Raw genomic sequence first — 18,206 nt, 5'->3', positions numbered from 1 at the left:
CATGCAGCTTAATCCGGTTACCTTGAAAAAACTCAAGCGTTTCAAATCGATAAAACGAGGTTACTACTCTTTCATCATCTTCTCGGCCCTGGTGATCATCTCCCTCTTGGCGGAGCTCCTGGTCAACAGCCGGGCGCTGGCGGTGAGCTATCAGGGGGAGCTCTACTTCCCCACCTATGGGGACGTGATCCCGGGCCAGCAGTTCGGGCTCGACTACGAGTACGAGACCAACTATCGCCAGCTGAAAGCCAAGCTTGACCAGGAAGGGAAGGGGGACTGGGTGCTGCTGCCGCTGGTGCCCTGGAATCCCTATGAGCAGGACTTCAAGGAGGAGGCCTATCCGCCCTATGCCCCGAGCCTTGAGGAGCGTCACTTCCTCGGCACCGACACCAGCGGTCGCGACGTGCTGGCGCGCCTGGTCTACGGCTTTCGTATCGCCATCGGCTTTGCCTTCATCGCCCTGGTGGCGAGCTATGTCATCGGGGTCACCATCGGCTGCATGATGGGCTTCCTCGGCGGTCGTTTTGACCTCCTGATGCAGCGCTTCATCGAGATCTGGTCCCAGGTGCCCTTCCTCTACGTCATCATGATCCTGGTTTCCCTGGCCAAGCCGAACTTCGGCCTGTTTGTGGGCATCAACGTGCTGTTCGGCTGGATGGGGATCACCTGGTACATGCGCACCCTTACCTACAAGGAGCGGGCGCGGGACTATGTGATGGCGGCGCGGGCCCAGGGCGCGGGCACGGGGCGCATCATCTTCAACCACATCCTGCCCAACACCCTGATGATGATCGTCACCCTGGCACCCTTTGCCGTGGTGGGGAATATCTCCACCCTGACGGCGCTGGATTATCTGGGCTTTGGTCTGGCACCGCCGACCCCGAGCTGGGGAGAACTACTCTCCCAGGGGATCAACAACCTGGACGCCATCTGGATCGTGAGCTCGGTGGTGGCGGCGGTGAGTCTGGTGCTCATCATGGTCTCCTTCATCGGCGAGGCCATCCGGGAGGCGTTCGACCCGCGCAAGTTTACCCGCTATCAGTGAGGTGCGGCGCCAGGCATGGCCGCACAGTGATGACCCTTAATCGAGAAGCCCCCAGTGAAGGGGCATGACCAGGAAGTCAAATATGAACAATAAAATCAAATGGATAGGTGCACTTTTTCTGCTGGTTAACGGGACCTGGGTGTGGGCGGCCAGCCTGCCTGCGGATCTCGAGTGGGAGACCAACGACACGGATCCCGTGTTTGCCTCCCCCAAGGCGCTGCCCGGCGGCAGCATCACCATGTTCGTGGACAGCTTCCCGCTGACGTTTCGCACCGTGGGCCCCGACTCCAACGGCGCGTTCCGCTCCTTCATCCTGGACAACCAGCTGAGGCTCATCAGCTTCCACCCCAATACGGGCAATCCCATCCCCTCCCTCGCGAGTGCCTGGGCCATCGCGCCGGACAGCCAGACCGTCTACTTCAAGCTCGACCCGCGCGCCAAATGGTCGGACGGCAAGCCCGTCACCGCCGATGACTACACCTTCGGCTACGAGATGATGCGCTCCAAGGACATCAAGGGCCCCTGGTTCAACAACTACTACACCACAGAGGTGGTTGCGGTGGAGAAGATTGACGACCACACCATCCTGGTGAAGGCGGGCAGCCGCAAGGCCAAGCTGGATCTCCTCAACACCACGGAGCTCTGGCCCCAACCCAAGCACTACTACAAGATGGGCCCGAACTGGGTGAAGCAGTACAACTGGGCCGTGGTGCCGACCACGGGTCCCTATGTGATGAGCGAGGTGAAGAAGGGCAAGTCCGTGACCTTCAGCAAGCAGAAGGAGTGGTGGGCAAAAGACGATCGCTACAACCAGCACAGGTTCAACCTCGATACCATCAAGGTGCAGGTGATCCGCGATCACAACATCGCCTTCCGCCACTTCCTGAAGGGGGAGCTCGACACCTTCGAGATGATCCTGCCGAACTGGTGGCATGAGAAGGCCGTGACCCCGGAGTACAAGAAGGGCTATGTGCAGAAGGTGATGGCCATGACCGACACCAAACAGGGGGGACAGGGGGTTCACCTCAACGTCAGCAACCCCAAACTTGCTGACATCAACGTGCGCCTCGGCATCCAGCACGCCATGAACCTCGACAAGATGATCGAGACGGTGCTGCGCGGCGACTATGACAGGGCCACCACCTTCGGCTCGGGTTTTGGCGAGTTCACCGACATGACCCTGCCCGAGCGCGCCTACGACATCGCCAGGGCGCGGGAGTACTTCGCCAAGGGCGGCTACGCCAAGCCGGGGCCGGACGGCATACTGCAGAATGACAAGGGGGAGCGGCTGACCCTGGCCCTCACCTACACCAGCCAGGAGCACTCCAAGCGACTGACCGTACTGAAGGAAGAGGCCAAGAAGGCGGGCCTGGATCTGGAGCTCAACCTGGTGGACGGCGCCACCGGCTTCAAGGTGATGCTGGAGAAGAAACACGAGGCGGCCTGGCTCGGCTGGGGGGGCGGCGGCCTCTATCCACAGTATTGGGAGTCGTTCCACTCGGATAACGCCAACAAGCCCCAGACCAACAACCTGTTCAACGTGGCCGACAAGGAGCTGGATAATCTTATCGACGCCTACAACGTCGAGTTCGACATGGGCAAGCGGGCGGAGATCTCCCGCCAGATCCAGCAGCGCATCTATGATCTCGCCATCTTCGTGCCCGGGGTTCAGCTCAACTATGTGCGGGCCAGCAGCTGGCGCTACGTGATGTTGCCCGAGGTACCCGCCACCCGAAACACCCCGGATCAGCTCTACTGGCCCATGGACGGCTACCCCCACAGCAGTGGCGGCCTGCTCTGGATCGATCCCAAGGTGAAGGAAGAGACCCGCCAAGCCAAGGACGCGGACAAGGTGCTTGCCCCCATCACCCTGATCGACAAGACCTATGCACATCATTGAGGGAGAGACGATGGCAGCGACAGAGTCTCCTCTGCTCGGCACCCGGGGTCGTGAGGGGCCGCACCAGGCCCCCATCCTCGAGGTACGGGATCTCGAGGTGGAGTTCGCCGTCGACGACGGCAAGATAAAGGTGCTCGACGGGGTCAGTTTCCAGGTCGCCCCCGGCCAGACCCTGGGGATAGTCGGCGAGTCCGGCTGCGGCAAGAGCGTCACCTCGCTCGCCATCATGGGCCTGCTGCCCAAGCCCCACGGCCAGGTAGTGGCGGGTTCCATCCGCTTTCAGGGGGAGGAGCTGCTCTCCCTGCCGCCGGATCAGATGTACAGGGTGCGCGGCAACCGCATCTCCATGATCTTCCAGGAGCCCATGACGGCGCTCAACCCGGTGCAGACGGTCGGGGATCAGCTGATGGAGGTGTTTTCGCTGCACAGACCCGACTACAGCAAGGCCGAGCGCCGGGAGGCCGCCATCGCCATGCTGCAGAAGGTGGGCATTCCGGAGCCGGCCCAGCGTTTCGCGGCCTACCCCCACAACCTGTCGGGCGGTATGCGCCAGCGGGTGATGATCGCCATGGCCCTGGCCTGTGAGCCCGACCTGCTCATCTGCGACGAGCCGACCACGGCGCTGGACGTCACCATCCAGGCCCAGATCCTGGATCTGATGAAGGCGCTGCAGGCCCAGACCGGCATGGCCATCATCTTCATCACCCATGATCTCGGGGTGGTGGCGGAGCTGTGCGACGAGGTGGTGGTGATGTATGCGGGCCGGGCGGTGGAGCGGGCAGACATCTTCGAGCTGTTTGACCACCCGCGCCATCCCTATACTCATGGTCTGATGGCCTCGATCCCGCGTCTGGAAGATGTGCCAAAGAGCCTGCTCAAGACCATCAAGGGCCAGGTACCCGCCCTGCACGAGATGCCGGCGGGGTGCCGCTTCTCCAACCGCTGCCCCCACGCCACCGCACTCTGCGTGGATACCATACCGGTGGCCGAGTCGTTGACCGAACGCCACGCCGTGGCCTGCCACCACTGGAAGGAGTTGAGCATATGAGCATCTTGTTGTCGGTTCGGGATGGGAAACGGCAGCTCGGCTGCGGGGAGGGCATGGAATCATGGCCATCCTTCGGCCCGGGCGAGCGGGGGCGTGCACGATGAGCATGTTATTATCCATACGGGACCTGAAGCAGCACTTCAAGATGGGGGGCGGCTTCCTGCGCAAGCAATACACCGTCTATGCGGTGGACGGCATCAGCTTCGATCTCAGGCAGGGGGAGACGCTCGGTCTGGTGGGGGAGTCGGGGTGCGGCAAATCCACTCTGGGGCGCTCGCTGCTCAAGCTGTTCGAACCGACCGCCGGCACCATCACCTTCGAGGGGAAAGATATCACTCACCTCTCGCCCAGGGAGATGCGCTCCCTGCGCCAGGAGATGCAGATCGTGTTTCAGGATCCTGCAGAATCCCTCAACGGCCGCCACACCGTGGGGCAGATCCTGGAAGAGCCCTTCATCATCCACGGCAAGGGCACGGCGGCGCAGCGGCGGGAGTGGGTCCGGGATCTGCTGGACAAGGTGGGGCTGCCCGGCAGTGCGGCGGATCGCTACCCCCACGAGTTTTCCGGCGGTCAGCGCCAGCGTATCGGCATCGCCCGCGCCATCGCCCTCAAACCCAAGCTGCTGGTGTGTGACGAGGCGGTGTCGGCCCTCGACGTCTCGGTGCAGTCCCAGATAGTGAACCTGCTGCTCACCCTGCAGCGGGAGATGAACCTGGCCATCATCTTCATCGCCCACGATCTGTCGGTGGTCAAACACATCTCCGACCGGATTGCGGTCATGTACCTGGGACGGATCGTGGAGCTGGCCGAGGCCCAGGAACTCTATCTGGCCCCCCGTCACCCTTATACCCAGGCGCTGATCTCGGCCATTCCGGTGCCGGATCCCCGCAGGCGCAACCAGCGTATCCTGCTGACCGGGGACGTGCCGTCCCCCATCTCGCCGCCGAGTGGCTGCCACTTTCATCAGCGTTGCCCCTATGCGACGGATCTGTGCCGCAGCACCTCACCCGGGCTCGAGTCATGCGGCGGGGTGAGCCACCAGGTGGCCTGCCATTTCCCCTTGCCTCCGGCGGAGGCGGCACCACTGGGAAAGGCGGTGTGATACCGGTGTCCACCTCGTCACGGCCGGTATCGAAACCCGGCGACATCGAGGAGACGGAATAAAAAAATGGGGCCTGCGGGCCCCATCTTCATGGTTGGAGTTCAGGTTTGGCCGTGGAACATCTGGCCCGGGCGGGACAGCGCCCCGAAGGGGTAGCTGTAGTGTGGATTGCTGGATTGTTTTGTAATTTATTTACGTTGCTAACTTCAACTTCCGGGCGAACGAGATCAGGCGCCATAGCGGAAGTAGTAGTTGCGGGTTGCAGGCGCATAAGTGACTTTCTCTTCAACGCCTTTCTTGCTGGTGGCACCCTTCAGGTGGAACAGCACTGCCAGATTCTCAAACATATATTCACCTCATCATTGGTCATCATGGGTTGTGTGTGACCTGGGTCACGGTTTGATCCTAGGGGTTTATGTGACATGGATCAACTTTTTGTGTTGTAAATTTACATAAATCATGGAAAAGGTTTTCAATTTCAGGGTTGCTTATGGATACGCTTTCAAGCCTCTGTGTTGAGAAGAGGGGGAGAGGCAGGCGGGAGGACGCAGGCTGAGAGGGGGCAGAAACGAGATGCCCCGCACGGGGCGGGGCATCTTGAGGCGTGACCAAAACGCTTATTTGGCCGGGATATGTTCCAGCACGTGGACCAGCAGCTGCCAGAAGCGTTCGACCGCCGGGATGTGCACCTTCTCGCCCGGCGCGTGGGCGCCGCGAATGGTGGGACCGAAGGAGACCATGTCCCACTCCGGGTAGGCGCTCTTGAACAGACCGCACTCGAGACCGGCATGGATCACCATGACGTTCGGCATCTCGCCGAACAGGGTCTGGTAGCTGTTGCGTACCAGCGCCATCACCGGAGAGTCCACATTCGGGGCCCAGCCCGGGTAGGCGCCGGTGAACTCGCAGCTGGCGCCGGCCAGGGTGAACAGGGAACGGGTCATCTGCTCGATGTTCTCGCGGCCGGAGTCGATGAGGGAGCGGATCAGGCACTGCACATAGACTTCCCCCTCGAGCGTCTTGATGACGCCCAGGTTGGTGGAGGTCTCGGTGACACCCGGGATGGCGTCGCTCATGCGCATCACCCCGTTCGGGCAGGCCATCAGGGCGTCCAGCAGGCGGGCCTGCAGGGATTCGCTCATCAGCTGGGCCGGTTTCTCCTGGCTGTTGAGCAGCACGGTCAGGTTCGCCTCGGTGGCAGCCAGCTCGCTCTGGTAGATGCCGGTGTAGCGGTCGACCAGGGCCTTGAAGTCGTTCACGCTGGCGGCGGGCACCAGCAGGGTGGCGCGAGCCTCGCGCGGGATCGCGTTGCGCAGGGTACCGCCACTGATATCGGCCAGGCGTACGCCGAGCGGCTCGGCCGCCTTGAGCAGACGTACCAGCAGCTTGTTGGCGTTGCCACGACCGCGGTGAATGTCGACCCCGGAGTGACCGCCGCGCAGGCCTTTCACCTGCAGTTCGAACCCTTCACCCTCGGTGGCGGCGACCCGCTCCAGGGGGAAGCGGATATTGGCGTCGACCCCGCCGGCGCAGCCCATGTAGACCTCGCCATCCTCTTCGGAGTCGGTGTTCAGCAGGATCTCCCCTTCCAGCCAGCCGGCCTCCAGACCGAAGGCGCCGGTCATGCCGGTCTCTTCGTCCGTGGTCAGCAGCACTTCCAGCGGGCCGTGCTTGATGGTCTTGTCGGCCAGCACGGCCAGACAGCCGGCCATGCCCATGCCGTTGTCGGCACCCAGGGTGGTGCCACGGGCGGTGACCCATTCACCGTCGATATAGGCATCGATGGGGTCCTTGGTGAAGTCGTGCTGGGTATCGGCGTTGGCCTGGGGAACCATGTCGATGTGGGCCTGCAGCACCACGGCCTTGCGGTTTTCCATCCCCGGCGTGGCCGGCTTCTTGATGATGATGTTGCCCACGGCGTCCTGTTTGACCGCCAGGCCTTCTCCCTGGGCCCACTGCACTATCCAGGCGCTCAGCTGGGCCTCGTGCTTGGAGGGGTGGGGGATGGAGCAGATCTGCTCGAAGAATTGCCAAATCAATTTGGGAGACAGAGAACTAAGCTGTGCCACGTCGGGACTCCTTACCAGCATGGAAATTGTCGGGGCCCCATCTGCGGGCCGGGGAAGAGGATAACGATAATACAGTCAATCACGCAAAAATGTGAGCGATCAGCGCAAATAGCGGTCTACTTGTGCTGGTAAAGGGTGCTTGCATGGCGAACTTCACTGCTCTGTGCCGCTCGGTCAGCACAACATGGAATTTGTGAGTTGCATCACAAAAATATTGTCTTTTTGGCGATGGATGGTAAATTAGCCGCCGTGGTCACCCCACTTGTCAGGATGACAATGAATGCCTCCAGGGAACCGAAGCAAAGCAAGTGCGCCTCCATGGAACCGAGTGTCCGTTCAAGGATTTGAACCCGCATTAAGGTACGTAACTTGTTAAGCAATCAGGAGTTCATGATGTCAGGCAGCAATTCAACCTATTGGTTTGCCCAATCCCTCTATACCCAGGGCTTCAACTACCCGAATCCCTACGCCGGTCGCCGCTGAGGCAGACAGGCAACCCGTCAAGCAGCAGGCGTGTGAGGACTTCATCCTCCCCCTGCTATTTTTTTACCCGATCGCTACCTGATATGTGGTGTGGGTAACCCGAATGAGCACCCTGCTGGCGAAAACCTGTCCCATCCTGCGCCAGACTGGCGGAAGATGGCCGACTTTTCCTGTTTTTCGCATACGTTTGCCACGCATTTTATCGATAAAGGGTGCTATCATACCGGCCCAACAGCCGGCCCGAGCTCGGGATCCTGCCCGACCTGGCCGCCAGCTACCCCCAATCCCTGCGTTCACTGCATCCGTGTTTGCCACCGAGGCGCCAGCCCTGAGGCGGCAAACGTGCAAGCAAAATTCGGGAAACGGGGCGCCAGAATTGACCGGCTCCCCGGTGTCTGCCGGGGGCCTTGCTTCTTAAGTGATTGCCTTATAACTCGTTGAGATCGACAGCATGCCTAAAAAATTCTACGTGTCCTGGGACAACCTGCAACGTGAAGCGCGCCGCCTGGCCCGTCGTCAACTGCCCGTCAGCCAGTGGAAAGGGATCATCGCCGTCAGCCGCGGCGGTCTGGTGCCTGCCGCTCTGATGGCCCGTGAACTGGGCATCCGCAATGTCGAGACTCTCTGCATCTCCAGCTATGACCACGACAACCAGCGCGAGCTGGTGGTCGTCAAGGCCGCGACCACGGCCGGTGACGGCGAAGGCTGGCTGGTGGTGGATGATCTGGTGGACACCGGCGGCACCGCCAAGGCGATCCGCGAGCTCTACCCGCGCGCCAAGTTCATCACCATCTTCGCCAAGCCCATGGGCGAGCCTTTGGTGGATGACTTCGAAGTTGCCATTCCGCAGGACACCTGGATCGAGCAGCCCTGGGACATGGCGCTGGAGTTCGCCAAGCCGATCTGCGACGAAGAGTAATCGCCACGCCGCCCCCGCAGGCACATTCTGGTGCCGGGATGGTGTAATTGGGCCCCTTATGGGGCCCAACGTGTTTCTGGTGTGGCTGCCCGCCCTGAAAAGTGGTTAAGATGGAGCATTGTTTGCGACAGAAGAGCCACCATCTTGGAACCAAACGACGATACCAACCTGACGGAAAAGCTGTTTACCCGGGTCAAAAAGGTATTGGAAACCTCCGAAATCTCCAACTCCAGCCCCGTTGACGAGCAGGATGGCTCGCTGACCGAGAGTTTCATCGACGGCGCCCTCTCTCCCCATTGGTACCGCCTGCTGCGTCGCCCGACCTGGGCCTGGCAGGGGGCCGATCCGGTGGAGGTGGAGCAGACCCTGGCCCAGATCGCCATGGGGCAGGGGGAGCGAACCCACGAGCGCTACCTGGACACCATCAAGGGCTACGTGCCCGGCAACTGGGTCTACGAGTGGAGCCAGCTTGCCGGCCGCTATTTCAACCGGGGTCGCGAGCTGGTGGCACAGGGTGAGCGGGCCGCCGCCCTGAAAAGCTTGCTCAAGGCGGTGCGCTACTACTCCATCGCGAGTTACCCCCACCTCAAGCACGACGAGCTGGCGGATCAGGCCCAGTTGCTTGGCAACATGGCCTATCGCGAGGCCGGACGCCTGTTCAAGGTGCCCCTCAAGGAGCTGCAGGTCCCGTTCCGGGGCAAGACCATCCAGGGGTATCTGCACCTGCCCACCACCGACAGACCGGTTCCTCTGGTCATCGTCAGCGGCGGCATCGACTCGCTCCAGGTCGACTTCCTCAACTTCTATTTCAAGTGCCTCGAGCCCCACGGCATCGGCATGCTGTCGCTGGACATGCCGGGCACGGGCTATGCCGAACACTGGCCCCTGGTGCAGGACACCAGCCGCCTTCACCAGGCGGTGCTCAACTACCTCTCGGAGGTAGCCTGGGTCGATCACCAGCGTATCGCCATGGTGGGGTTCAGGCTGGCAGGCAACGTGGCGGCCCGCCTCGCCTTCGTCGAGCCCTTCAAGCTTCGGACCGTGGTCTGCATCGGTGCCGGTATCAACCAGGTGTTTACCAACCAGGAGATGTTTGCCCGCTGCCCGCGCATGATGCGGGACGGGCTGGCGAACCGTCTGGGGGCGGATGCTGCCCAGTGGGATCTGCTGCGCACCAAGTGCCAGGTCTTCTCCCTCAAGACCCAGGGGTTGCTGGGGAGCCGCACTTCCGTGCCGATATTGAGTATCGGGCACAAGAAAGATTTTATTTGTCCCGAGCAGGATGTCCGGGCTCTGGCCGCCGCCAGCCGCAATGGCAAGGCGGTGGTGTTTGACAAGCAACCGCTGCTCGAGGTCTATGACGAGGCGCTCAAGGAGACGGTTGATTGGCTCAAGAAGCACTTATGTACATGATATAAAACTAAAAATGTAACATCATCGTGTGATGGTATGGCTTGTTCAACAGGGAGGTTAGCATGTCAGAGAGAGTGACCTACAAGCGATTGCTGCGGCAATTCGCGGCCATTGGCCCCTATTTGCGGGAAGACCTGTGCGAAGAGGGGCGCTACCGCTTCGACTGTCTTTCCGTCTGCGTCAGCGCCAAGCCGGCGCCTGACAAGCGGGAATTCTGGGGCTGGTGGCTGGTGCTGGAGCAGGAGGATCACCGCTTCAGCTATCACTATCAGGTCGGCTTCTACAATGCGGAAGGGGAGTGGCTCGACAAGCCGTTGCCCAAGAAGCACCAGGCAGAAGTCGAGCGCACCCTCCATCACTTCTACAAGCTCATCAGCGGCAAACTGGCCCAGCTGGAGTGCACCCTGTTGCCGGCCGAGCAGGTGACCGCCGAGCTGAGCGTGACGGCGGCCTGACCCCTGGCCCCGCGCACTCGTTGTGCGGGGCTGCTTCTCCCCTGTCCCGACCACCTTGCACAAGGCTTAATTGCCTTGCAGGGCAACAGGGCCGTGGGTATAAAGGGACTCCTTACTTTTCTGACCCCTTTGTTCCCATGGAAAACAGAACCATAGTCGTCAAACTGGGCACCAGCGTGCTCACCGGGGGATCTGCCCGGCTCAACCGTGCCCACATGGTGGAGCTGGTCAGGCAGTGTGCCGCCTTGCATCGACACGGACACCGTGTCGTGCTGGTCACGTCGGGGGCCATCGCCGCCGGTCGTGAACACCTGGGCCACCCTCCACTGGCGCCTACCCTGCCGAACAAGCAGATGCTGGCGGCGATTGGCCAGACCCAGCTCATCCGGGTGTGGCAGGACCTGTTCAATCTCTACGGGCTGCACATCGGCCAGATGCTGCTGACCCGTGCCGATCTGGAAGACAGGGAGCGCTACCTCAACGCCCGCGACACCCTGCGCACCCTGCTCGATCACCGCATCATCCCCGTCATCAACGAGAACGATGCGGTAGCGACCGCCGAGATCAAGGTGGGGGACAATGACAACCTCTCCGCTCGCGCCGCCATTCTGGCGGACGCCGACCTGCTGATCCTGCTGACCGACCAGAAGGGGCTCTTCACGGCGGATCCGCGTACCAACCCGGATGCCCAGCTCATCGAAGAGGTGCAGACCATAGATGACACCCTGAGGTCCCTTGCCGGCGACAGCGTCAGCGGCCTTGGCACCGGCGGCATGGCCACCAAGCTGCAGGCGGCCGACGTGGCACGCCGGGCCGGGGTGGACGTGGTGATCGCCACCGGCCAGATCCCGGAAGTGATCGGTCGCCTCGCCGCAGGGGAGCGGGTGGGTACCCTGTTCCCGGCACTGGCGTCGCCCCTGGAAGGGCGCAAGAGCTGGATCCTGGCGGGCCCGCCCCCCCATGGGGAGGTGCATGTGGATCAGGGCGCCGTGGCCGCCATGCAGGAGAAAGGCTCCAGCCTGCTGCCCAAGGGCATAGTGGCGGTCAAGGGGGATTTCGTGCGCGGCGACGTGGTGCGCATCCTGGATCCCAAGGGGAGCGAGCTGGCGCGCGGCATCTGCCGTTATGACCACCTCGAGCTCGACCGCTTGCGCGGCGTCCATTCGGACAACATCGAACAGGTCTTGGGTTACGGCTATGGTGCCGTGGCTATTCACCGGGATGATATGGTGCTGCTGTAAGCCGCACCGATGAAAGAGAAAAAGGATGACGTTATGAGTCTGGAGAAAATGGGGCTGGCGGCCCGCGAGGCGGCCTATCAGCTGGCCACCGTCAGCACGGCGCAGAAGAACCGGGCGCTGGCCGCCATCGCCGACGAGCTGGAGGCGCGCAGTCACCAGATCCTGGCGGCCAACGAGAAAGATATCGCCGCAGGGCGCGAGGCGGGGCTGACTGATGCCATGCTGGATCGCCTGCTGCTCAACCCGGCCCGGCTGGCCGGTATCGTCGCGGATGTGCGCAAGGTGATCACCCTGGACGATCCGGTCGGTGCCGAAATCGACAGCCGGGTGCTGGAGAACGGCCTGCGCCTCTCCCGCCGCCGGGTGCCCATCGGCGTCATCGGCGTCATCTACGAGGCGCGCCCCAATGTCACCATCGACATCGCCAGCCTCTGCCTCAAGACCGGCAACGCCAGCATACTGCGCGGTGGCCGGGAGACCTTCCACTCCAACCTGGAGCTGGTGCGGGTGATCCAGCATGCGCTGGCCGCCTCCGGCCTGCCTGAGGCGGCGGTGCAATACATCGACAACCCGGACAGGGCGCTGGTCGGCGAGCTGCTGCGCCTGGATCGCTACGTGGACATGATCATCCCCCGCGGCGGCGCAGGCCTGCACAAGATGTGCAAGGAGAACAGCTCCATCCCGGTCATCATCGGCGGCTTCGGCATCAGTCACATCTTCGTGGACGAGAGCGCCGATCTGGTGCGCTCCCTGGCGGTCATCGACAACGCCAAGGTGCAGCGCCCCTCCGCCTGCAACGCCCTCGATACCCTGCTGGTTCACGAGAAGGTGGCCACTACCTTCTTGCCGCAGCTGGTGGCGCTCATGAACGAGCGCAAGGTGACCCTGGTGGCCGCCCCCAATGCCATGACGCTGCTGGCCGGGGCCGACAACCTGTGCGAGGCGGGGCCGGAAGACTTCGACACCGAGTGGCTGGGGCTGACCCTGGGGGTCAAGCTGGTGGCCGATGTCAACGAGGCGCTCGCCCATATGCGCGAGCACAACGCGGGTCACTCCGACGCCATCCTGACCAACTCCCTCGTCAACGCCGAGCGCTTCGTCAACGGCGCCGGCTCGGCGGCCGTCTATGTCAACGCCTCGACCCGTTTCACCGACGGCGGCCAGTTTGGCCTCGGCGCCGAGGTGGCGGTCTCGACCCAGATGCTGCATGCGCGTGGCCCCATGGGGCTGACCGAGCTCACCAGCTACAAGTGGGTCGGCCAGGCGGATTACCTGAGCCGTGCCTGATCCTTTGTTTCGCCATGCCGCGCTGAATGCCGACCCTGGTCGGCATTTTTATGGTTTTTTATTGCGCGCAATCAGTGGCTTGCATATAACTATCCAGCGAGAGGTGGCGTCTTTCAGGGCGCCGGACTATCGGCTGAACGGGGAGCGACTTCAAGGATGAAGCGACACTATCTAAGCGGATGGCTGGGCCGTCTCTGGCTGAGCCTGCCCTTGCTGCTGGGGGCGCTCTGGTTCAGCAGCGCCAGTCACGCCAGCTGGGATCAGGATCTCTATCGCCAGCTCGGGCTGGCGGGCAAGCTGGACAAGAAGGTGTTTCGCCAGGCCCTCGATGGTTATCAGAGCGTGCGCCACAAGCGAAAGCCCATCCTCACCATCATCGACTACAGCAAGCCCTCGACCATGCGCCGGCTGTTCGTCATCGACGTCAAGCGCCACAAGCTGCTCTATCACACCTGGGTCAGCCACGGGCGCAACTCGGGGGAGCTGGCGGCCCGCCAGTTTTCCAACCAGATGAACTCCCGGCAGAGCTCCCTCGGGGTCTATCGCACCGCCGAGACCTACCAGGGCAAGCACGGCTACTCCCTGCGTCTGGACGGCCTCAGCCCGGGCAAGAACAGCAATGCCCGCAAGCGGGCCATCGTGGTACACGGGGCGGACTATGCGAGCCCCAAACACCTGCGCAAGTTTGACAAGCTGGGCCGCAGCTGGGGTTGTCCCGCCCTGCCGCGGGAGCAGTCCAGGGCCATCATCGACACCATCAAGGGGGGGAGCGTCATCTACGCCCACGGCTGAGAGGCAGTCCACGACCTTGCTGGCGGCCTCTCGTCACCACTCGTGAGCCGGCGCTGAGGCAAACGCTCCGACCAGCAAAGGGCAAAAAGGCCAGCATATGCTGGCCTTCGCATCTCGGGTGGGGGTTACTTGCGCACCACCAGCACCGGGCAGGGGGCGTGGCGTACCACGGATTCGGCCACGCTGCCCACCAGCAGATGGCTGATGCCGGAGCGGCCGTGGCTGCCCATGACCAGCAGGTCCACCTTGTCCTCTTTCGCCTGGATAACGATCTCGTCGGCGGCGCGACCGAAGCGCACCTCGAAGGTGGCCGGAATGGGCAGGCAGGCCACCAGCTCCTTGAGCTGGCTCTTGGCCTGGCGCTCCATCTCGTGGGTGATCTCGATGGCCGTCATGTGCAGGATCTTGTAGCTGTCGAAACCGTGCAGCTGATCGACCACGTGAACCAGCTTGAGCTCGGCCTGGTGGCTGGTGGCCATGAAGACGGCGTAGTCGAGCACGGCCTTGGACATCTCGGAAAAGTCGACGGGGCAGAGCAGGGATTTGATGGTTGGCATGAGAATCTCCCTTCAGGTTGGGCTGCTAATGAATCTTGTTTTCATCATACCGAACGAGGGGACAATAACCCTCGACCCGCTCGCAAAATGAGGAAAATCTCCGGTGGTACCGGCAATTTTCTATGCTATCTGTAAGCCTGAATGTGCCGTCTGGCGATTGGCGCCCGCCACACCACCGAGGAAACACATGGTTCGTCTGCTCCTGTTGTGCTGTCTGTTGTTCGTCTTGCCCGTCCGGGCCGATACCATACACGTCTATTGCGATGACTGGCCCGGCTTCTGTCAGCAGGATGGCGAGGGGGTCTATCTGGACGTGGTACGCGCCATCTATGAACCCCGGGGTTATGTCGTGGTATCCCATCTGGTGCCCTACAAGCGGGCGCTGGCGCTGGTCTCCCAGAAGGGAGGGGACATGGCGATGGGGGTCTATCGGGGAGAGGTGTCTGGGGTCCATCAACCGGATTACCCCGACTCGGCCGACCATGTGACCGTGCTGATGCAGAAGCGCTGGCTGCCGCACTGGACTGGGGTGCAAAGCCTGAAAGGGCAGGAAGTGCTCTGGCTGCGGGGCTGGGCCTTCGACAAGTTCATCCCGGTCACCATGAACTGGCACGAGATAGACAACCACGACATGGCGCTGCAACTGCTGATGAAGGGGCGCTACCGCTACTACCTGACCGACGACGCCCTCTATCCCAAGGGGGCCCTCCCTCCCGAGCTGGCGCAGGTCTTCCTGCACTGGATCCCGACTTACCCCATCTTTGCCGACACCGAGAAAGGCAGGCTGTTGAAAGCGCTCTGGGATCCCGCTATGCATGCCCTGCTGACGGGGGGGAAACTGGCGGAGATCTACCGGGAGAACCGGCTCTACGACTATTACCGGGACTTTATCCGGGAGCAGGAGGCGAGGGCGCGCAAGGCGCCGCCGCCGGGCAGATGACCCCTGCACGGCTGGCCGGGCTGGTTCACTCTCCTGGTCAGCCCTCGGCGTTCAGTTCCCGGCCCTGGGCTCTCAACCCCTTGGCCAGGCGATCGTAGAGGATGACGTTGACCGAGGCCGCCAGGTTCATGCACCCCTTTGTGGGCACATAGATCACCTCCTTCACCGCTGCGAAACGGGCGGGCTCCAGGGTGCCATCCTCCGGGCCGAAGATGTAGAAGGCCCTCGCCGGGTGCACATAGTCCGGCAGGGAGGTGGCCCCCTCGATGAGATCCACCAGCACCGGGGTACACCCTTCGGGCACGAAGTCCAGCAGCTCCTCGACCCCGAGCAGGGGGATCTTCTCCACCATCTGCTTGGTGTCGGTGACAAACCGCCTCGCCAGCTCGAAGCGCTGCCCCGTGTAGTAGACCTCGTCCGCTCCGTAGCAGCCGGCGGCCCGCATCACGGCGCCCACGTTCTCCGGGGACTTGGGATTGACCAGCCCGATGGCGCAATAGTCGCGTCCCTCCCGAACATCGATCCTGAGCTGCCCGGCTTCGCCCTTCTCTGACACTTTCATCTCGCTCTCCTCTGTGGCGGCGCATTATACCCCCGCCGCGCCCCTTGCCCAGCGCGCGGCGCTCTCTCCCGCCAGACGGGCCCAACAAGGGAGCAGTTGCACCGTCCCGGCGCAGGCCAGCGCTTCTGTGCCCCGTGGAGAGTGGCCCTGCATCCTGGCGCAGTGTTTGCAGTCATCCCCTGGACAAGATGAATAAGGCTTATCCGGACAAAGGCGTCCGTCCCCGCAGGGGGGCGGACGCTTTTTTATGGGCCATGGCAATGAGGCAGCCCCGGAGGTTGTCGGTGACAAGGAGCAAGGGAATGAAGACCACCTGTGCCTATTGTGGAGTGGGGTGCGGCATCCGGCTGAACCGGGAGGGGGATGAGTGGCAGCTGCAGGGAGATGAGCAGCATCCGGCCAATGGCGGTGCCCTGTGCGTCAAGGGGGCCAGCCTGCTGGAGAGCCTGGCGTTCCCGGATCGGCTGCTCTATCCGCGCTGGATGGGGCAGCGCATCGGCTGGGAAGAGGCCCTGGACACCCTGGCGGCGCGCCTGGCCACCATAGCGAAGGAGTCGGGGCCCGAAGCCATCGGCCTCTATCTGTCGGGCCAGCTCACCACGGAGGACTACTACGTCGCCAACAAACTGATGAAGGGGTATCTCGGCAGTGCCAATGTGGACACCAACTCCCGGCTCTGCATGTCTTCGGCGGTGGTGGCCCATCAGCGCGCCTTCGGGGAGGATCTGGTGCCCGCCTGCTACGAGGATCTCGAGCTCGCCGATCTGGTGGTGCTGACCGGCGCCAACACCGCCTGGACTCACCCCGTGCTGTTCCGTCGCCTGCAGCAGGCGCGGGCGCGCCGCCCCGGGCTCAGACTGGTGGTGCTGGATCCCCGCCGTACCATGACGGCGGAGCAGGGGGATCTCCACCTGGCGCTCAAGCCCGGCAGCGACGTGACGCTCTGGAACGGCCTGTGCCGCTACCTGCTCGATGTCGACGGCTGGGACAAGGATTATGTGGCGCAGCACGTGAGCGGCTTCGAGGCGCTGGCGGCTGCGCTGGACGATCCCGCCTGGCAGCTGGACGAGGTGGCCCGCAGCTGCGGCCTCTCCCGCAGCGATCTGCTCGGCTTCTACCAGCTGTTTGCCCGCACCCCCAAGACCGTCACCCTGTTCTGCCAGGGGATCAACCAGTCCAACCAGGGGGTGGACAAGGCCAACGCCATCCTCAACGCCCACCTGATGTGCGGCCGCATCGGCAAGCCGGGGGCGGCCCCCTTCTCCATGACGGGGCAGCCCAACGCCATGGGAGGGCGCGAGGTGGGGGGACTCGCGACCCAGCTCGCCGCCCACATGGGCTTTGGCGAGGCCGAGTGCGACCGGGTGCAGCGTTTCTGGCAGAGCCCGACCATAGTGCGCGGGCCGGGGCACAAGGCGGTCGAGCTGTTCGAGGCGGTGCACCGGGGGGAGATCCGCGCGCTCTGGGTGCTCGGCACCAATCCGGCGGTCTCCCTGCCGGACGGCAACCGGGTGCGCGAGGCCCTGAGTCGCTGCGAGCTGCTGGTGGTCTCCGAGGTGACGGCCAACACCGACACGGCGCGACTCGCCCACCTGCTGCTGCCCGCCGCCGCCTGGGGAGAGAAGAGCGGCACCGTCACCAACTCCGAGCGCACCATCAGCCGCCAGCGCGCCTTCCTGCCCCTGCCGGGGGAGGCCAGGCCCGACTGGTGGGCGCTGACCCAGATTGCCCGCCGGCTCGGCTTTGGGGAGGGATTTGCCTATGAGCACGAGCACGAGATCTTCTGCGAGCACGCCGCCCTGTCGGGGTTCGAGAACGCGGGGGAGCGTCAGTTCGACATCTCGGGCCTGGCGGGGCTCACCCGCGCCGAATTCGAGGCCCTGGAGCCCCTGCGCTGGCCCGTCAACGCCCGCTGGCCCAAGGGGCGTGACCGCCTGTTCGAGGATGGCCGCTTCGCCCCCCCGGATGGCCGGGCCCGCCTGCTGCCTCTGGCCCAGCACTTCCCGCCGCAGCAGGGCGCCGGGCAGGGGGAGGACCTCCCCCTGCTCCTCAACAGCGGTCGTCTGCGGGATCAGTGGCACACCATGACCCGCACCGGCCATGTGCCCCGGCTGCAGGAGGCCGAGCCCTGGCCCAGGGTGCGGATGGGAGCGGCCAGCCTGCTGGCGCTCGGTGTGCGGGAGGGGGAGCTGGTGCGCCTTGGCAACGGGCTCGGGGAGGCCCTGCTGCTGGCGGGAAGTGCTGGGCCAGAGGCAGCAAGCGGGCCCTGCCATCCGGGGGGGCGAAGCGGCCCTCCTCGGACAGGCGGTCACGGCCCTCCGGCCAGCGGGCGGTGAACGGCCAGACCAGGGGCTGCAGGGGCCCGAATTCGGCGCGGGTGAGCCCCGCCCAGC

15 protein-coding genes are annotated in these 18,206 nt (G+C 63.4%); 12 read left to right on the top strand and 3 right to left on the bottom strand.

Annotated features, from left to right (window positions below; translation table 11 throughout):
• Position 1 precedes the first annotated feature (1 nt).
• The 4 genes from BN1136_RS07150 (at position 2) to BN1136_RS07135 (ending at position 5,095) form a co-directional block, all read left to right on the top strand.
• Positions 2–1,045, top strand: coding sequence for an ABC transporter permease (locus BN1136_RS07150; protein ID WP_043762392.1), 1,044 nt, complete (start codon positions 2–4; stop codon positions 1,043–1,045).
• Between the two features lie 82 nt (positions 1,046–1,127).
• The gene (locus BN1136_RS07145; RefSeq protein ID WP_043762389.1) at positions 1,128–2,945 is read left to right on the top strand and encodes an extracellular solute-binding protein; all 1,818 of its coding nucleotides are present in this window, start codon (positions 1,128–1,130) and stop codon (positions 2,943–2,945) included.
• Between the two features lie 10 nt (positions 2,946–2,955).
• The gene (locus BN1136_RS07140) at positions 2,956–3,993 is read left to right on the top strand and encodes an ABC transporter ATP-binding protein (protein WP_043762387.1); all 1,038 of its coding nucleotides are present in this window, start codon (positions 2,956–2,958) and stop codon (positions 3,991–3,993) included.
• Positions 3,994–4,093: 100 nt separating this feature from the next.
• Positions 4,094–5,095 (top strand): ABC transporter ATP-binding protein, encoded by a 1,002-nt coding sequence (locus BN1136_RS07135; protein ID WP_043762386.1) that lies wholly within the window; start codon positions 4,094–4,096, stop codon positions 5,093–5,095.
• Between the two features lie 617 nt (positions 5,096–5,712).
• Here BN1136_RS07135 and BN1136_RS07130 read toward each other — a convergent pair.
• On the bottom strand, positions 5,713–7,164 hold the full coding sequence (locus BN1136_RS07130) for an aminoacyl-histidine dipeptidase (RefSeq protein ID WP_043762385.1): 1,452 nt from the start codon (positions 7,162–7,164) through the stop codon (positions 5,713–5,715).
• Between the two features lie 934 nt (positions 7,165–8,098).
• On the opposite strand from BN1136_RS07130, the gene gpt reads away from it, so the two are divergent.
• From gpt to BN1136_RS07100, 6 genes are all read left to right on the top strand, one after another.
• A complete protein-coding gene (gene gpt, locus BN1136_RS07125; protein ID WP_043762384.1) occupies positions 8,099–8,566 on the top strand; it encodes a xanthine phosphoribosyltransferase in 468 nt (155 codons plus the stop codon).
• 144 nt (positions 8,567–8,710) lie between these two features.
• Complete coding sequence (gene frsA / locus BN1136_RS07120) at positions 8,711–9,979, top strand: esterase FrsA (RefSeq protein WP_043762382.1); 1,269 nt, start codon at positions 8,711–8,713, stop codon at positions 9,977–9,979.
• Between the two features lie 62 nt (positions 9,980–10,041).
• The gene (crl, locus tag BN1136_RS07115; RefSeq protein ID WP_043762381.1) at positions 10,042–10,434 is read left to right on the top strand and encodes a sigma factor-binding protein Crl; all 393 of its coding nucleotides are present in this window, start codon (positions 10,042–10,044) and stop codon (positions 10,432–10,434) included.
• A gap of 137 nt (positions 10,435–10,571) precedes the next feature.
• Complete coding sequence (gene proB, locus BN1136_RS07110) at positions 10,572–11,675, top strand: glutamate 5-kinase (RefSeq protein ID WP_043762379.1); 1,104 nt, start codon at positions 10,572–10,574, stop codon at positions 11,673–11,675.
• Positions 11,676–11,708: 33 nt separating this feature from the next.
• Positions 11,709–12,962 carry a glutamate-5-semialdehyde dehydrogenase gene (locus tag BN1136_RS07105; protein WP_043762378.1) on the top strand — a complete coding sequence of 418 codons (1,254 nt, stop codon included), beginning with the start codon at positions 11,709–11,711 and terminating at the stop codon, positions 12,960–12,962.
• Between the two features lie 156 nt (positions 12,963–13,118).
• Complete coding sequence (locus tag BN1136_RS07100; RefSeq protein WP_043762377.1) at positions 13,119–13,754, top strand: murein L,D-transpeptidase catalytic domain family protein; 636 nt, start codon at positions 13,119–13,121, stop codon at positions 13,752–13,754.
• Positions 13,755–13,879: 125 nt separating this feature from the next.
• Here the strand turns inward: BN1136_RS07100 and BN1136_RS07095 are convergent, their stop codons facing one another.
• Positions 13,880–14,311 (bottom strand): universal stress protein, encoded by a 432-nt coding sequence (locus BN1136_RS07095; protein WP_043762376.1) that lies wholly within the window; start codon positions 14,309–14,311, stop codon positions 13,880–13,882.
• Between the two features lie 187 nt (positions 14,312–14,498).
• Here BN1136_RS07095 and BN1136_RS07090 point away from each other — a divergent pair, with 187 nt between their 5' ends.
• Entirely contained in the window at positions 14,499–15,251 is a 753-nt protein-coding gene (locus BN1136_RS07090; RefSeq protein WP_043762375.1) for a hypothetical protein, read from the top strand.
• A 37-nt stretch (positions 15,252–15,288) separates the two neighbouring features.
• Here the strand turns inward: BN1136_RS07090 and BN1136_RS07085 are convergent, their stop codons facing one another.
• Positions 15,289–15,813, bottom strand: coding sequence for an RNA methyltransferase (locus BN1136_RS07085; RefSeq protein WP_043762373.1), 525 nt, complete (start codon positions 15,811–15,813; stop codon positions 15,289–15,291).
• A 302-nt stretch (positions 15,814–16,115) separates the two neighbouring features.
• Between BN1136_RS07085 and BN1136_RS07080 the strand changes: the two genes are divergently transcribed.
• Positions 16,116–18,149 carry a molybdopterin-dependent oxidoreductase gene (locus tag BN1136_RS07080; RefSeq protein WP_231557843.1) on the top strand — a complete coding sequence of 678 codons (2,034 nt, stop codon included), beginning with the start codon at positions 16,116–16,118 and terminating at the stop codon, positions 18,147–18,149.
• The last annotated feature ends 57 nt before the right edge of the window (positions 18,150–18,206 follow it).

It is taken from the genome of Aeromonas taiwanensis (assembly GCF_000820165.1).
In the GTDB taxonomy this organism is placed as follows: Bacteria; Pseudomonadota; Gammaproteobacteria; order Enterobacterales; family Aeromonadaceae; genus Aeromonas; species Aeromonas taiwanensis.
The sequence above is the reverse complement of the archived record's forward strand: the minus strand, read 5'-3'. Positions and strand labels throughout refer to the sequence as shown.

Excerpts from the sequence above, each read along its gene's own strand:
- BN1136_RS07100 (WP_043762377.1), top strand. The coding sequence starts at position 13,119 with ATGAAGCGACACTATCTAAGCGGATGGCTGGGCCGTCTCTGGCTGAGC.
- BN1136_RS07135 (WP_043762386.1), top strand. The coding sequence starts at position 4,094 with ATGAGCATGTTATTATCCATACGGGACCTGAAGCAGCACTTCAAGATG.
- crl (WP_043762381.1), top strand. The coding sequence starts at position 10,042 with ATGTCAGAGAGAGTGACCTACAAGCGATTGCTGCGGCAATTCGCGGCC.
- BN1136_RS07105 (WP_043762378.1), top strand. The coding sequence starts at position 11,709 with ATGAGTCTGGAGAAAATGGGGCTGGCGGCCCGCGAGGCGGCCTATCAG.
- BN1136_RS07150 (WP_043762392.1), top strand. The coding sequence starts at position 2 with ATGCAGCTTAATCCGGTTACCTTGAAAAAACTCAAGCGTTTCAAATCG.
- BN1136_RS07095 (WP_043762376.1), bottom strand. The coding sequence starts at position 14,311 with ATGCCAACCATCAAATCCCTGCTCTGCCCCGTCGACTTTTCCGAGATG.
- BN1136_RS07090 (WP_043762375.1), top strand. The coding sequence starts at position 14,499 with ATGGTTCGTCTGCTCCTGTTGTGCTGTCTGTTGTTCGTCTTGCCCGTC.
- BN1136_RS07140 (WP_043762387.1), top strand. The coding sequence starts at position 2,956 with ATGGCAGCGACAGAGTCTCCTCTGCTCGGCACCCGGGGTCGTGAGGGG.
- BN1136_RS07145 (WP_043762389.1), top strand. The coding sequence starts at position 1,128 with ATGAACAATAAAATCAAATGGATAGGTGCACTTTTTCTGCTGGTTAAC.
- proB (WP_043762379.1), top strand. The coding sequence starts at position 10,572 with ATGGAAAACAGAACCATAGTCGTCAAACTGGGCACCAGCGTGCTCACC.
- BN1136_RS07085 (WP_043762373.1), bottom strand. The coding sequence starts at position 15,813 with ATGAAAGTGTCAGAGAAGGGCGAAGCCGGGCAGCTCAGGATCGATGTT.
- gpt (WP_043762384.1), top strand. The coding sequence starts at position 8,099 with ATGCCTAAAAAATTCTACGTGTCCTGGGACAACCTGCAACGTGAAGCG.
- BN1136_RS07080 (WP_231557843.1), top strand. The coding sequence starts at position 16,116 with ATGAAGACCACCTGTGCCTATTGTGGAGTGGGGTGCGGCATCCGGCTG.